The 15431-nt window shown below is 63.6% G+C and carries 11 protein-coding genes; 9 read left to right on the top strand and 2 right to left on the bottom strand.

Annotated elements, in window-relative coordinates; all coding sequences use genetic code 11:
- Window positions 1-411: 411 nt before the first annotated feature.
- Together glpR and glpD are read left to right on the top strand one after the other, a co-directional pair.
- Complete coding sequence (gene glpR / locus C6A77_RS18105) at window positions 412-1167, top strand: DNA-binding transcriptional repressor GlpR (RefSeq protein WP_114170703.1); 756 nt, start codon at window positions 412-414, stop codon at window positions 1165-1167.
- A gap of 173 nt (window positions 1168-1340) precedes the next feature.
- A complete protein-coding gene (gene glpD / locus C6A77_RS18100) occupies window positions 1341-2879 on the top strand; it encodes a glycerol-3-phosphate dehydrogenase (RefSeq protein ID WP_114170702.1) in 1539 nt (512 codons plus the stop codon).
- A 20-nt stretch (window positions 2880-2899) separates the two neighbouring features.
- On the opposite strand, the gene C6A77_RS18095 is transcribed toward glpD, so the two are convergent.
- Window positions 2900-7045 (bottom strand): NEL-type E3 ubiquitin ligase domain-containing protein, encoded by a 4146-nt coding sequence (locus C6A77_RS18095; protein ID WP_114170701.1) that lies wholly within the window; start codon window positions 7043-7045, stop codon window positions 2900-2902.
- 332 nt (window positions 7046-7377) lie between these two features.
- Between C6A77_RS18095 and C6A77_RS18090 the strand changes: the two genes are divergently transcribed.
- The 7 genes from C6A77_RS18090 to C6A77_RS18060 all read left to right on the top strand — a co-directional run bounded on the left by C6A77_RS18090 (window position 7378) and on the right by C6A77_RS18060 (window position 14252).
- Window positions 7378-8295, top strand: a complete 918-nt coding sequence (locus tag C6A77_RS18090) for a glutamate/aspartate ABC transporter substrate-binding protein (protein WP_114170700.1) — start codon at window positions 7378-7380, stop codon at window positions 8293-8295.
- A gap of 142 nt (window positions 8296-8437) precedes the next feature.
- On the top strand, window positions 8438-9184 hold the full coding sequence (locus C6A77_RS18085; RefSeq protein ID WP_114170699.1) for an amino acid ABC transporter permease: 747 nt from the start codon (window positions 8438-8440) through the stop codon (window positions 9182-9184).
- A complete protein-coding gene (locus C6A77_RS18080; RefSeq protein ID WP_114170698.1) occupies window positions 9185-9856 on the top strand; it encodes an ABC transporter permease subunit in 672 nt (223 codons plus the stop codon).
- Entirely contained in the window at window positions 9853-10587 is a 735-nt protein-coding gene (locus C6A77_RS18075; protein WP_015271575.1) for an amino acid ABC transporter ATP-binding protein, read from the top strand. The genes C6A77_RS18080 and C6A77_RS18075 overlap by 4 nt, the downstream gene beginning before the upstream one ends.
- A 73-nt stretch (window positions 10588-10660) precedes the next feature.
- Window positions 10661-12565 carry an ATP-binding protein gene (locus C6A77_RS18070; RefSeq protein WP_114170697.1) on the top strand — a complete coding sequence of 635 codons (1905 nt, stop codon included), beginning with the start codon at window positions 10661-10663 and terminating at the stop codon, window positions 12563-12565.
- Window positions 12562-13890 (top strand): sigma-54 dependent transcriptional regulator, encoded by a 1329-nt coding sequence (locus C6A77_RS18065; RefSeq protein ID WP_114170696.1) that lies wholly within the window; start codon window positions 12562-12564, stop codon window positions 13888-13890. Before C6A77_RS18070 ends, C6A77_RS18065 begins: the two co-directional genes overlap by 4 nt.
- A gap of 26 nt (window positions 13891-13916) precedes the next feature.
- Window positions 13917-14252 (top strand): GlpM family protein, encoded by a 336-nt coding sequence (locus tag C6A77_RS18060; protein WP_114170695.1) that lies wholly within the window; start codon window positions 13917-13919, stop codon window positions 14250-14252.
- Between the two features lie 163 nt (window positions 14253-14415).
- Here C6A77_RS18060 and C6A77_RS18055 read toward each other — a convergent pair whose 3' ends face one another.
- Complete coding sequence (locus C6A77_RS18055) at window positions 14416-15411, bottom strand: alpha/beta hydrolase (RefSeq protein ID WP_114170694.1); 996 nt, start codon at window positions 15409-15411, stop codon at window positions 14416-14418.
- Between the last annotated feature and the right edge of the window lie 20 nt (window positions 15412-15431).

Here is a 15431-nt window from a genome sequence, read left to right as displayed (position 1 = left end):
CCTGTGGGAGCGGCCGTGGCCGCGAACACCGGCGCAGCCGGTGCCATCCACCGCGTCGCCTGCTTCGCGGGCTTGCCCGCTCCCACAGGTACAGCGCTGACTTCGCGTTCACACGGTACCTGTGGGAGCGGCTTTAGCCGCGAACACCGGCGCAGCCGGTGCCATCCACCGCGCCGCCTGCTTCGCGGGCTTGCCCGCTCCCACAGGGCCGGCGCAGGCTTCGGGCTTACGCGGCACCTGTGGGAGCGGCCGTGGCCGCGAACACCGGCGCAGCCGGTGCCATCCAGCGCGCCGCCTGCTTCGCGGGCTTGCCCACAACGACTGCGCGCTAATGCGCCATAGTCTACTGGCTGTCATACGCGTCCTACGGCATCATTGCAGCATTTGTCCGGCAGCCCCAAAGGACCGCCCATGAATCTGCCCCCCCGCCAACAACAAATCCTCGAACTGGTGCGCGAGCGCGGTTATGTCAGTATCGAAGAAATGGCGCAGCTGTTCGTCGTCACTCCGCAGACGATCCGCCGTGATATCAACCAGCTGGCCGAGCTCAACCTGTTGCGCCGCTACCACGGTGGCGCGGCCTATGACTCAAGCGTCGAAAACACCGCCTACGCCATGCGCGCCGACCAGATGCGCGACGAAAAGCAACGCATCGCCGACGCAGTGGCACGGCAGATCCCTGACCATGCCTCGCTGTTCATCAACATCGGCACCACCACCGAATCCATCGCCCGGGCGCTGCTCAACCACAACCACTTGAAAGTCATCACCAACAACCTGCACGTCGCTGCGATCCTCGCCGCCAAGGATGATTTCGAAGTGCTGGTGGCGGGTGGCACGGTGCGCCGCGATGGCGGCGTGGTCGGCCAGGCCAGTGTCGACTTCATCAACCAGTTCAAGGTCGATTTCGCCCTGGTGGGCATCAGCGGCATCGACGAAGACGGCAGCCTGCTCGATTTCGACTACCAGGAGGTGCGGGTGTCGCAGGCGATCATCGCCAACGCCCGGCAAGTGATCCTCGCCGCCGACTCCAGCAAGTTCGGGCGCAACGCCATGGTGCGCATGGGCTCGATCAGCCTGGTCGACTGCCTGGTGACCGACCAGGCACCGACGCCCGCCCTTACCCAGCTGCTCAACCAGTACAAGATTCGCCTCGAAGTGGTCTGAACCTCAGCGGGCTGCCAGCCAGCCCGCCATTTTCGTAAATGTTCATTTCATTGTCATCTGATCAGTTTTTTCTATAAAGACGGACTGGCGACCGGCTTTCTGTTGCGCTAGTATTTTCGAAAACGAACATCAATGTTCATATTCGATGTGAACAGCCTCAGGAGGCCTTGCCCGTGTCCCAGCCCGTTTCGTCTCAGCCACCAGTCGCCGACTGCTATGACCTCGCCGTGATCGGCGGTGGCATCAATGGCGTGGGCATCGCTGCCGACGCCGCCGGGCGTGGCCTGAAGGTATTGCTCTGCGAAAAGGACGACCTGGCCCAGCACACCTCGTCGGCCAGCAGCAAGCTGATCCACGGCGGCCTGCGCTACCTGGAGCACTATGAATTCCGCCTGGTGCGCGAAGCGCTGGCCGAACGCGAGGTACTGCTGGCCAAGGCCCCGCACATCGTCAAGCCGATGCGCTTCGTGCTGCCGCACCGCCCGCACCTGCGCCCGGCGTGGATGATCCGCGCAGGCCTGTTCCTGTACGACCACCTGGGCAAGCGCAAGCGCCTGGGCGCCTCGCGCAGCCTGCGCTTCGGCCCGGGCTACCCGCTGAAACCGATGATCACGCGTGGCTTCGAATACGCCGACTGCGCCGTGGACGATGCCCGCCTGGTGGTCCTCAACGCCATGGCCGCGCGCGAGCACGGCGCGCATATCCACACCCACACCCGCTGCCTGCGCGCCGAGCGCGTCGATGGGCTGTGGCAAGTGGAACTGCAGCATGCCGACGGCACCCTGCAGAGCATTCGTGCCCGCGCCCTGGTCAACGCTGCCGGCCCTTGGGTCGCCAGTTTCATCAAGAATGACCTCAAGCTCGATGCGCCCTACGGCATCCGCCTGATCCAGGGCAGCCACCTCATCGTGCCGCGCCTGTACGAAGGCGAACACGCCTACATCCTGCAGAACGAAGACCAGCGCATCGTTTTCTGCATCCCATATCTGGAACGCTTCACCCTGATCGGCACCACCGACCGCGAGTACAGCGGTGACCCGGGCAAGGTGGCAATCACCGAACAGGAGACCGACTACCTGCTGAAAGTGGTCAACGAGCACTTCAATCATCAGCTCGGTCGGAGCGACATCGTGCACACCTACTCCGGGGTTCGCCCGCTGTGCAACGACGAGTCCGACAACCCCTCGGCGGTCACCCGTGATTACACCCTGGCGTTGTCCGCCAGCGCAGGCCAGGCACCGCTGCTGTCGGTGTTTGGCGGCAAGCTGACCACCTACCGCAAGCTGGCCGAATCGGCCATGACCGAACTCAGGCCGTACTTCTCGCAGATGCGTGGCAGCTGGACGGCCAGTGCACCGCTGCCGGGCGGAGAAAACATGACCACCGTGCAGGCGCTGGTGGATGCAGTGCTGGCGCGCTGCGGCTGGTTGCCGGTGGATATCGCCAAACGCTGGGCAATTACCTACGGTTATCGCCTGTGGCAGTTGCTCGATGGCGTGCACGGGCCAGATGACCTGGGCCAGGCATTTGGCGCCGGGTTGTTCAGCCGCGAGGTGGATTACCTGTGCAGCCAGGAATGGGCGTGCGACGCCGAGGATATTCTCTGGCGCCGCACCAAGCTGGGCTTGTTCATGCGTGCAGGTGAACAGCAATTGCTGAAGGATTACCTACAACAGCGTGCGCAAGATCAGGCCCGCGAGCGGGCAGCCTGACACGGCACGCCGGGTGGTGTTCAGCCAGGAGGCTGCTGGTCATCGGTAGCCCGACGCGCCCAGGCCTCGGTGGTCAGGTTGCGCATCAAGGCCAGCTCGTCAGCCTCGTGCTCGTGCATCAACACTTGGGCACGTCTGGCGTAGTCCCTTTCCTGGCCGGTCCTGGCCTGCTGCTCAAGCGACTCCAGGCGCTCGTGAAAAGGCGCAGCCAGCGCCTCGAAACGCTCCGGATAGGCTTCGCGCAGGTAATTTTGCCAGTACGGGCGCCCAGCCAGAGCATCGAGCATGGCCACTGGTGTGCTTGCGGCCAGCACTTCAAGTTCTGCATGGCTCAGGTCAGCGATGCGCACGTTGGCAAACGAAGCGAAATGCATCGGATCAGGGGATACAGGCAGATCAAGGGCGCCTGCCAGGCGTGAACGGTAGTACAGCCGCGTTTCGATCTCGTCAACCTCGACGACGCCCTCCGCACGCATTCGTTGCACATGGCGTGCTGCGAGCTCATCGACCAGGTCCAGGCGGTGCAACTGCCGCCCCAGACGCAGCAAGCGGGCTTCCCGCGCAGCGACAGGGACACCTTCGATACCTTGGTAGGCAAGGATGCCCACTTCCATCTGGTTGAGCATCAACAGCAAGCGGTCATCACAACTGCGCGGCGCGTCAGCCTCACGGAACAATTGCTCACGCAACGCTTGGTTTTGCTCGCAGGCGTCGAGAATGTGCCAGACACGCCGACGATAATGCCGCGGGTGCTCGGCGAAATCCTCGCTTTCGGCAAAATCAGCGAGGAAACGAAACAACCCAGCCGAACCGGGCTCCTCCTGCAAGCGGTCCCACGCTGCTTCGCGACTGGCCCGCAGCGTTGCGTCCCGGCTGGCCACCCATTCGGCGCGCGTCTCGGCATCCACCGCCGCATGGCTGTACCCGCTCCCGCTGGCCCGGGAACCACTAGCCCCTCGGGCTTCGTCGAGCAACTGTACGCTGCGTTCATTCAGCGGGTTTTCATGCAGATCGAGCCGGCGCAGACGCAGACGCAAGCCGCGCATTTCCCGCTGCAGGTCACTTATCCGGTTGTCTCGAAGGTCAATGTGCGCACGCAACGCGACATGCTGATGGATCAGGCTCATGTCAACCTGGCCGGTCGCCCGCAGGCGCACATCACGCACGTGCGGCAGGGCCGAAAGGTCAGGTACGCCGTTGAGCGGGTTATAGCTGAGAATCAACGTATCGAGTCGCTGCAGCCGCCCCAGGCGGCGGCTGCCGGCATCATCCAGGGCAATCTGGTTACTGCCCAGGTCAACCCTTCTCAGCTGGGTAAGCCCCTCGATACCTTCCGGCACACGGGTCAGCCGATTGCCGCTGAGGTCGAGATCGACAACATTCGGAAATAGCCTGAGGAACGACGCATCAATGCTCTGCAACTGCATGTTGCGCAACGTCAACCTGCGGACATGGATGAAGTCGACACCCTCGGGCAGGCTGGGCAAGGTGTCGACAGACTCACCGTCTATCGCCAGCTCATACTGGTCGTTGCCGTCCACCAGCTTGCGCCGCCAGCTTCGGCGCAACGTTTCAGCGACACGGCGGCGGCGGATGGCGTCGATCGGGTTCTGCCAGTCGGCCTGCCATTGCCGCAGTACGTCCCGTAGCGCGGTGAGCTGGCGCTGGAGCATTTGGTAATGGTCCCACAGGTTTTCGCCACGCTGGCGGACTGCGTTCATATAGGCTTCAAGCTGCATTTCGCTCAGCGTCGGAAATATCTGGTGAATACCCCGCCGTATCGCCTGCTGGCTGCTTTCACCTCCCCCGCTAAGCCGGTACGCCAGGCGGCCGTCGCCAAAGCGCCTGGGTGGCCGTACGCCCGCCCCCACCGGGGCCAGGCCGATCAGCCTGGCGGCCTGTTCGCGCTCCTGTGCAGCGGTTTCGAGCAGCTTGTCCCGCAATTGGGCCACTTGCAGGTCGGCACTGCCCAACGCCACCTTCTGTTCATCGCCCAGGCACTGCAGCACAGCATGAAGCAACGAGCCAGCACCGCCATCAGGCGTGCCGTCCAGCGCATACCCCTGCGCCCCCTTGATGAGCGTACGGACCTCAACGGCGTCGCTACCCTGGCTGGCGAACAACACGCGGCCTTCCCGGTTGCCTGCACGCAGTTCGACACGCACCGATGCCGGCCAAGGTGCTATGCGTTCAACCAAGCCCATCAGCAACTGCTCGCCATCGGCATTGAGCAGTTCCGGCAGGCGAATTCCCAGGCACGCCACATCCATGCGGCTGTCACGCACGTACCAGCGAGCGCGCTCCGCCATGCCCAGCGGCACACGATCGCCCATCGTCAGCAATTGCTGCTGGGAGGAGTGGCTCTGCTCGATGATTTCCTGCGCCCCCCTGGACGATAACCCGCCGAAAGCAGTCATCAGTCTGGCCTGCCCGTCGCTAGCAGGCGGATGTAGCGCTTGCAACGCGTGCTCCAGCGCCGGACCACGCAGGCCAGGGTGCGCGGTGCAGAACTCCAGACGCTCCTGCAGATCGATCAGCCTGGCGGGGGGCGCGCCCCGCTCGAGGTGCAAACGTCGCAACTGGTCAGGGTGCAGGCCGGTCGCCTCAAGCAGCACGTTGGCCCTGGACGAAACAACGTTGGAAAAATGACCGCCCGGCAACCCCTGCAACAATACCAGCGGGTTGCTTTCCACAGCCGGGTAATGCTGGTTTCGCAGCAGCCTCACCCCGCCTGCTGGCACGACCCTCGGCTCCAGTGCGTCCACCCACGGCACCCGCTTCAGCAAATGCAGCGCTCCTGCGGTCGCCCCGGCCAGAACCACCGCCTGGGCAACGTTGAGCACGTGCTCCAACGCCCCTTGGCGATCGCCCAGTCGCCAGCTCTCATAGCCCTCGTACACCTCGTCCAGCAGCTGCGCAGCGCTCACCACCAACAGTAACTCGCCCAGAACAGGCACGACGAACGCGGCCAGGCTCAGCAGGTCCAGTCCGGCGTAGAGCATCCCCTGCAAGCGTTGGTGCCTACTCAGACGGTCCTCGTCATCGGTGGGAACAGCAATGAAGCGAGCATCATCATGAAACCTTGCCAGCAACTGAGTACGCACGTGGACGAACACCGCAGCCTCGATCGGCAGGTTGCGCCCATCCAGTTCCAGCGGCTGGCCAGCCGCTGCGGATGCCAGCAATCGGGAAAGGGCCTGCTCGAAGCGGCTGCGCTCTTCGGCCTTGACGAAACGACGCATGAAGCTACGAAACGCCTGGCTTTTGAGGCGTGTCCCCAGGTCGCGATACAGCTGGCCCCAGGAGTCGTAAAAACGCAGGCTTTTCTCGGGGTCGCCAGGTATCCAGACGATGACTTCATCGACTGCGGCATTCGCCGCTGGCCGCCATTCCAGCGCGATGATGCCGACCATGCACTTGCCCAGCAGGTACAGCTGGCGTGGCGTCAACGTACCGCCTGCATGAGCGGGCAGCGGCGGCCACTCGAGGATTGGCAGCAGGCGTTGCAGGTCACGCTCGTCCAGCGCGCCCTCGATCCGGCCTTGATACAGGTCGGCCTTCATCTGCGCGCGCAAACTCTCTTGAAACAGTTGCTCGATGGCCTGGCGCGCCTGGCCCTCAGGCTGGCCTCGGCCCGACCTGGGCTGCAGCACCGTCTTGAGCAGCGACTGGTACCGGCCGCCGATGTCCAGCGCGCGACACAGGCCGGCGAAGCGCTCGAACGTCATGGGCAGGCGCACGCCCGTGGCGTCTATCAGGTAGGCCTTGCGCAACAGCCAGGGCTCGGTTTCCTGCGCTTCGAAATTATGCAGGGCGGCAGCGAGCAAAGATTGCCGGGTGGTGTATGTAACCATCGGCTTGTGTAGCTTTGCTGCGGCCGAAGGCAGGACGAACTCCTCGCTGACCACCGCAAACGCCTGGCGAGGGTCGATGTGACCCAGCCCCGCCTCGGCCAAGGCCCTTTCCAGCAATGGCGTAGCGAAATCATCGATGGCCGGGATGCGGCTCAGCAGTTGCCGCAGTTGGTCGGCAATCCGTTGCTGAGCGATCAACGCCTTTTGATAAGGCTCGATATGTCGCGCATCGGTATTGCTCAGCCAAGCGGGCAGTTGCCGGGCGATCAGATGATCGACCGACGCGGACAGAGGTATATCGGCAGCGGGCATGATTGTGTCTCCTGGTCTGAAACGACGCAGGACACCACAGGCAATATCGACGGCGGCGGTACTTATAGCGGGGCTGGCTGCCTCAGCCATTCATTCGGGTTTCCGAACACGGGCAATGCACTCGTTCGGAATTCCGGTAATTTTCAGTTACCTCGAAACTGTCACGAAAGATTGATGCCGCGTATTTCCAAGGGGTTATGATCAGTATCAGAGCTTGGCACGACTCATGCTCTACACTTGGTAGCCGAATGCACTCGTTTCCTGTTGTATTCGTTGAACGAAGAGTCCGCCAACGGCTCCATAAAAAAAACAAACACGTCGAGGAAAATTTGATGCGTATCGTTCGTCATCTGTTGGGCGCCACCATCGCCGCCGCGATCATCGCTTCGCCAGCCATGGCCGAAGAACTGACCGGCACCCTGAAGAAGATCAAGGACTCGGGCACCATCACCCTGGGCCACCGCGACTCCTCCATCCCGTTTTCCTACCTGGCCGGCAAACCCGAGCCCGTGGGCTACTCGCATGACATCCAGCTGGCTGTCGTCGACGCCCTGAAGAAGCAACTGGGTACGGACATCAAGGTCCGTTACAACCTGGTCACCTCGCAGACCCGTATCCCGCTGGTGCAGAACGGCACCGTCGACCTCGAATGCGGCTCCACCACCAACAACGTCGAGCGCCAGCAGCAGGTCGGCTTCTCGGTCGGCATCTTCGAAGTCGGTACCCGCCTGCTGACCAAGGTCAAGGACGGTCAGCCGGCCTACAAGGACTTCCCGGACCTGGCCGGCAAGAACGTGGTGACCACCGCCGGTACCACCTCTGAGCGCATCCTCAAGGCGATGAACGCCGACAAGCAGATGAAGATGAACGTGATTTCCGCCAAGGACCACGGTGAAGCCTTCAACATGCTCGAAAGCGGCCGCGCCGTGGCCTTCATGATGGACGACGCCCTGCTCGCCGGTGAAATGGCCAAGGCCCGCAAACCAGCGGACTGGGTCATCACCGGTACCCCACAGTCGTACGAAATCTACGGCTGCATGGTGCGCAAGGATGACGCGGCGTTCAAGAAAGCGGTCGACGACGCGATTGTCGGCTACTTCAAGTCCGGCGAAGTCAACAAGAGCTACGACAAGTGGTTCCAGCAGCCGATTCCGCCAAAGGGCCTGAACCTGCAGTTCCCGATGAGCGAAGAGCTGAAAAAACTGATCGCCGAGCCGACCGACAAAGCGGCGGACGAGAAGAAGTCCTGATCCTCAGCCTGGGGCCTGCTGCGCTGCATAGCGCGAATTAAACCTGCAGGCCACCCGTTAGTGTCTAACCTTTCATCCGAGGGCCCTGTGCCCTCGGATGTTGGAAGGTGCCCGTGAAACAACCGTCTGAGGGGAAATCCCGATGAATTACAACTGGGACTGGGGCGTGTTCTTCAAGTCCACCGGCGTGGGCAGCGAGACCTATCTGGACTGGTACGTCACCGGTCTGGGCTGGACCATCGCCATCGCCATTTCCGCCTGGATCATCGCCTTGCTGCTGGGTTCGCTGCTGGGTGTCATGCGCACCGTGCCGAACCGTGTGGTATCCGGCATTGCCACCGCCTACGTGGAGCTGTTCCGCAACGTGCCGCTGCTGGTGCAGCTGTTCATCTGGTACTTCCTGGTACCGGACCTGTTGCCCGAAGGCCTGCAGGAATGGTTCAAGCAAGACCTCAACCCGACCACCTCGGCGCTGATCAGCGTGGTCGTGTGCCTTGGCCTGTTCACCGCCGCACGCGTCTGCGAGCAGGTGCGCACCGGTATCCAGGCGCTGCCCCGCGGCCAGGAAGCCGCCGCCCGGGCCATGGGCTTCAGCCTGCCGCAGATCTACAACAACGTGCTGCTGCCGCAAGCCTACCGGATCATCATTCCGCCGCTTACCTCGGAATTCCTGAACGTGTTCAAGAACTCCTCGGTAGCCTCGCTGATCGGCCTGATGGAACTGCTGGCGCAGACCAAGCAGACCGCCGAGTTCTCGGCCAACCTGTTCGAGGCCTTCACCCTGGCCACGCTGATCTACTTCACCCTGAACATGGGCCTGATGCTGCTGATGCGCATGGTCGAGAAAAAAGTCTCGGTGCCCGGCCTGATTTCCGTAGGGGGCAAATAAATGGAAATGGATTTCAGCGAAATCATCCCGGCCCTGCCCGCCCTGTGGGAAGGCATGGCCATGACCCTGCAGCTGATGATCATGGGCGTGGTCGGCGGCATCGTGCTGGGCACCCTCCTGGCGCTGATGCGCCTGTCGTCGAGCAAGTTGATGTCGAACCTGGCCGGTGCCTACGTCAACTACTTCCGCTCGATCCCGCTGCTGCTGGTGATCACCTGGTTCTACCTGGCGGTACCGTTCGTGCTGCGCTGGATCACCGGCGAGGACACCCCGGTGGGTGCCTTCACCTCCTGCGTGGTGGCGTTCATGATGTTCGAAGCGGCGTATTTCTGCGAAATCGTCCGCGCCGGCGTGCAGTCGATCTCCAAGGGCCAGATGGGCGCCGCACAGGCCCTGGGCATGACCTACGGGCAGACCATGCGCCTGATCATCCTGCCCCAGGCCTTCCGCAAGATGACCCCGCTGCTGCTGCAACAGAGCATCATCCTGTTCCAGGACACCTCGCTGGTGTACACCGTGGGCCTGGTCGACTTCCTCAACTCGGCACGTTCCAACGGCGACATCATCGGGCGCTCCCATGAGTTCCTGATCTTCGCCGGTGTCGTGTATTTCCTCATCAGCTTCTCCGCTTCGTGGCTGGTCAAGCGCCTGCAAAAAAGGATCACCGTATGATTTCCATCAAGAACGTCAACAAGTGGTACGGGGACTTCCAGGTACTGACCGACTGCAGCACCGAGGTCAAGAAGGGTGAAGTGGTGGTGGTGTGTGGCCCGTCGGGTTCGGGCAAGTCCACCCTGATCAAATGCGTCAACGCCCTGGAGCCGTTCCAGAAAGGTGACATCGTGGTCGACGGCACCTCGATCGCCGACCCCAAGACCAACCTGCCCAAGCTGCGTTCGCGCGTTGGCATGGTGTTCCAGCACTTCGAGCTGTTCCCGCACCTGACCATCACCGAAAACCTGACCATCGCCCAGCGCAAGGTGCTTGGCCGCAGCGAAGCGGAAGCGACCAAGAAGGGCCTGGCCCTGCTCGATCGCGTCGGCCTCGGTGCCCACGCCAAGAAGCACCCCGGCCAGCTGTCCGGTGGCCAGCAGCAGCGCGTGGCCATCGCCCGCGCGCTGTCGATGGACCCGATCGTCATGCTGTTCGACGAACCGACCTCGGCGCTGGACCCGGAAATGGTCAACGAAGTACTGGACGTGATGGTCGAGCTGGCCCACGAAGGCATGACCATGATGTGCGTGACCCACGAAATGGGCTTCGCCCGCAAAGTGGCGAACCGGGTGATCTTCATGGACAAGGGCAACATCATCGAGGACTGCCAGAAGGAAGACTTCTTCGGCAACCCGAGCGCCCGCCACGAGCGTACCCAGCACTTCCTCAGCAAGATCCTGCAACACTGATTTTGCTTCACTGAACCGGTCGGCGCCGCTGCCCTTTCCGGCAGCAGGCGCTGGTCGTGACAAGGCCACTGTGATGAAATGCGACCCTTCGCTTCTTCTTCCTGCCAAGCCTGCCGTGAAATCCCGCCTGCTCCGCCAATTGCTGTTGCCACCACTGATCATCCTGCTGATGGTCGGCCTGGGGACGGTTGGCTACCTGATCAGCGAGAGCAACGGCATCCGCACCCTCAGCGAAAACGGCGAGCGCCAGCTGGAGCTGCACGCGCGCACGGTCGAAAGCGAAATCAGCAAGTACACCTACCTGCCGAGCCTGCTCGAGCTGGAAGACAGCGTCTCGCAGCTGCTCACCGACCCTGACGGTGGCTCACGGCAAACCGTCAACGAATACCTCGAAGGCCTCAACCGGCGCAGCCGCAGCCGGGCCATCTTCGTGCTCGACACCAATGGCCGGGTCCAGGCCACCAGCAACTGGCGCGACGCCGACTCGTTCCTTGGTGAGGACCTGTCGTTCCGGGCCTACTTCCAGACCGCCGTGCGCGGCGAGCCCGGGCGTTTCTACGGCATCGGCAGCACCACCGGCGAGGCCGGCTACTACCTGGCCCATGGCCTGGAGGAGCACGGCAAGATCATTGGCGTAGCGGTGATCAAGGTGCGTCTGGATACCCTCGAAGAACGTTGGCAGCGGGCCCGCCTGGAGGCATTCGTCAGCGACGAGAACGGCATCATCATCCTTTCCAGCGACCCCGCCCGGCGCCTGAAGTCGGTGCGCCCGCTGACCCCGCAAACCAAGGAACGCCTGGCGCGCAGCCTGCAGTACTATTGGTGGCCGCTGAACGAGCTGCAGCCACTGGCCCGGGAAACCCTGGCCGATGGCGTAGAAAAACTGACCTTCCCGGCCAACAGCGAAACCGCGCAGGGCAAACCGCACGAAGTGGCCTACCTGGCCCAGACCCGCCGCCTGGTCGACACCCCCTGGCATTTCACCTTGCTGACGCCGCTGCAGGACCTGCGCCGCGAGTCCATGGTGCAGGGCATCCTGGTGGGGGTGGCATTCGCCTTGCTGGCAATCCTCGGGATCGCCTGGAACGAGCGGCGCAAGGTCATCGCCACCCGCCTGGCGGCCCGCGAGGCGCTGCAGCAGGCCAACAGCCAGCTGGAGCGACGGATTGCCGAACGCACGGCCGACCTGCGCGCCAGCAACGAACGCCTGAAAGGCCAGATTCGCGAGCGCCGGCATGCCGAGCAAACCTTGCGCCACGCCCAGGATGAGCTGGTACAGGCCGGCAAACTGGCCGCCATCGGGCAGATGTCGACCAGCATTGCCCACGAACTGAACCAGCCGCTGGCCGCGCTGCGCACCTTGTCCGGCAACACCGTGCGCTTCCTCGAACGGGGCGCGCTGGAAACCGCCAGCACCAATTTGCGCACCATGAACGACCTGATCGACCGCATGGGCCGCATCACCGCCAGCCTGCGCTCGTTCGCCCGGCGCGGCGACGACAGTGGCCAGGCCTCGCTGGCCAAGGCGGTGGACGCGACCCTGCAAGTGCTGGGCAACCGCATCAGTGCCTGCCAGCTGCAGGTGCATCACCAGTTCGAGGACCAGCAACTGGCCATTGACCAGACCCGCCTCGAACAGATTCTGGTCAACCTGATCGGTAATGCCCTGGATGCCATGGCGGCGCAGTCGCTGCCGCAATTGTGGCTGGAGGGCGAGCTGCAGGGCGACAAGTACCGTCTGCAGGTGCGCGACAATGGCCACGGCATCGACGCCGAGGCGCGCAAGCACCTGTTCGAACCTTTCTTCACCACCAAACCGGGCGAACACGGCCTGGGCCTGGGCCTGACCCTGTCGGCGAGCCTTGCAGCCGCCGCCAAGGGCAGCCTCAACGTCGAGCACCCCGCCAGCGGCGGCACGGCCTTCGTCCTGGCCCTGCCGCTGGTATCACCCCCTAGCGAATCGGCAGAGCACCCATGAACCAAGCGCCTCTTACTGTCCTGATCGTCGAAGACGACCCGCATGTGCTGCTCGGCTGCCAGCAGGCGCTGGCCCTGGAGGATATCGCCTGCGAGGGTGTGGGCAGCGCCGAGCAGGCGCTGGAACGCATCGGCGACGACTTCGCCGGCATCGTCGTCAGCGACATCCGCCTGCCGGGCATTGATGGCCTGGAGCTGCTCAACCGCCTCAAGGCGCGCGACCGCAGCCTGCCGGTGGTGCTGATCACCGGCCACGGCGATATCGACATGGCGGTCGGCGCCATGCGCAATGGCGCCTACGACTTCATGGAAAAGCCGTTCTCCCCCGAGCGCCTGGTCGATGTGGTACGCCGCGCCCTCGAACAGCGCGGGCTTTCCCGCGAAGTGGTGGCCCTGCGCCGGCAGTTGGCCGGGCAAAGCAGCCTGGAGGGCCGCATCATCGGGCGCTCGCCGGCCATGGAACACCTGCGCGAACTGATCGCCAACGTCGCCGACACCTCGGCCAACGTGCTGATCGAAGGCGAGACCGGTACCGGCAAGGAGCTGGTCGCCCGTTGCCTGCACGACTTCAGCCGCCGCCAGGGCCAACCCTTCGTCGCACTGAACTGCGGTGGCCTGCCGGAAAACCTGTTCGAAAGCGAGATTTTCGGCCATGAGGCAAACGCCTTCACCGGCGCGGGCAAACGGCGTATCGGCAAGATCGAACACGCCAACGGCGGCACGCTGTTCCTCGACGAAGTGGAGAGCATGCCGCTCAACCTGCAAATCAAGCTGCTGCGCGTACTGCAGGAGCGCACCCTGGAGCGGCTGGGTTCGAACCAGAGCATCCCGGTGGACTGCCGGGTGATCGCCGCGACCAAGTCGGACCTGGATGCCCTGGGCCAGAGCGGCCAGTTCCGCAGCGACCTGTATTACCGGCTGAACGTGGTCACCCTGGAGCTGCCAGCACTGCGCGAGCGCCGGGAAGACATCCTGCAATTGTTCGAGCACTTCCTGCAGCAATCGGCCCTGCGCTTCGACCGGGAAACACCGACGCTGGACAGCCAGACCCTGTCGCGCCTCATGGCGCACGACTGGCCGGGCAATGTGCGTGAACTGCGCAACGTGGCCGAACGCTATGCCCTCGGCCTGCCGGCGTTCAAGAAGGGCCCCAGCGGTGGTGCCAGCCAGGGCCTGGGCTTTGCCGAAGCGGTGGAGGCGTTCGAGCGCAACCTGCTCAGCGACGCCCTGCAACGCACGGGCGGCAACCTGAGCCAGGCCAGCCAGGAGCTGGGCATGGCCAAGACCACGCTGTTCGACAAAGTGAAGAAATACGGCCTCGGCTGACCTCAACCGCAACCTGGAAAGACACCGTGGACCTGGTATTCAAAGCTGCCCTGGGCGCCGGCGTAGTCGTGCTGCTGGCAGTGCTGTCGAAGACGCGCAACTACTACATCGCCGGGCTGGTGCCGCTGTTCCCTACCTTCGCCCTGATTGCCCACTATATCGTCGGCAAGGGGCGCAGCATCGCCGACCTGAAGACCACCATCCTGTTCGGCATGTGGTCGATCATTCCGTACTTCGTGTACCTGGCGACGTTGTATGTGCTGGTTGAACGCATGCGCCTGGAGGCATCGCTGGCATTGGCCACGGTGGCCTGGCTGGTGGCCGCGACCGTGCTGGTGAGCGTTTGGGTGCGGATGCACTGACCCAGGTTGGCTGACGCCGGTACTTGTGGGAGCGGGTTCACCCGCGAAGAATTCAACACGGTGTATGGCACCGGCATCGCCGGTGTTCGCGGCTAAAGCCGCTCCCACAGGTACCGCACAAGCCTGAAAACTGTACTGCACCTGTGGGATCAGGCGCCCCGAATCAAAGCCCTGCGATATGCGTGACATCCTGCCGATGTGCCTGCAAGTAAGGCAACACCGCCCCCAGCAACGGCGCCTTGAATTCTTCCTGAAAGCGGTGCGCCAACCCGGGGATCAGGCGCAACTGGCTGCCCTGGATATGCGCCGCCAGGTGCACGCCGTGCATCACCGGCAACAACGGGTCGGCCGTGCCATGCACCACCAGCGTCGGCACCCGCAACTGGTTGAGCAACTCGACCCTGCTCGGCTCGGCCAGTATCGCCATGATCTGGCGCTTGGCCCCGTCTGGCTTGAACGCCCGGTCATAGGCCTCGGCGGCCTGCCGCAGCAAAGCCGCACGGTCTTCCTGCAGCGCAGGGCTGCCCAGCGCCGCCAGCAGGTCAGCCTGTTGCTCGATGGCCACTTCGCGGTTCGGCGCACTGCGCCGCGCCAGCAGCTGGACCAGCGCCGGGTCCGGTGCTGGCAGCCCCGCCGCCCCGGAACTGGACATGACCAGCGTCAGGCTGCGCACGCGCTCGGGCGCCATGGCCGCCAGGTGCTGGGCAATCATGCCGCCCATGCTCACCCCCAGCACGTGAAACTGACGCACGCCCAGCGCATCCATCAGGCGCAAGCCATCGTCCGCCATGTCTGTCAACGTATAGGGTGCCGCTACCGGCAGCCCCAGCTTGTAGCGCAGCAATTCCAGCGTCAGGTTGGCCGACGGTGGCATCTGGTTCCAACGTGACAGGCCGACGTCGCGGTTGTCATAGCGGATCACCCGAAAACCCTGACGGCACAATGCCTCGACGACATCGTCCGGCCAGTGGATCAGTTGCCCGCCCAGGCCCATGACCAGCAGCAAGGCCGGGTCGCGCGGCGCGCCGACGCTCTGGTAAACCAGGCTGACCGCACCCAGTTCGGCACGCTGCACCGGCACGCGGGCGTCACAACGCTGTTCGGCGAAACTCGCAGGTACGCTGAATATAAAGAAAAGAAATAGCCAAAAAGCCCGCATGAAAGAAACACCAGAATGCA

The sequence above is a fragment of the Pseudomonas sp. AFG_SD02_1510_Pfu_092 genome (assembly GCF_003331055.1).
Classification (GTDB): Bacteria; Pseudomonadota; Gammaproteobacteria; order Pseudomonadales; family Pseudomonadaceae; genus Aquipseudomonas.
The sequence above is the reverse complement of the archived record's forward strand: the minus strand, read 5'-3'. Positions and strand labels throughout refer to the sequence as shown.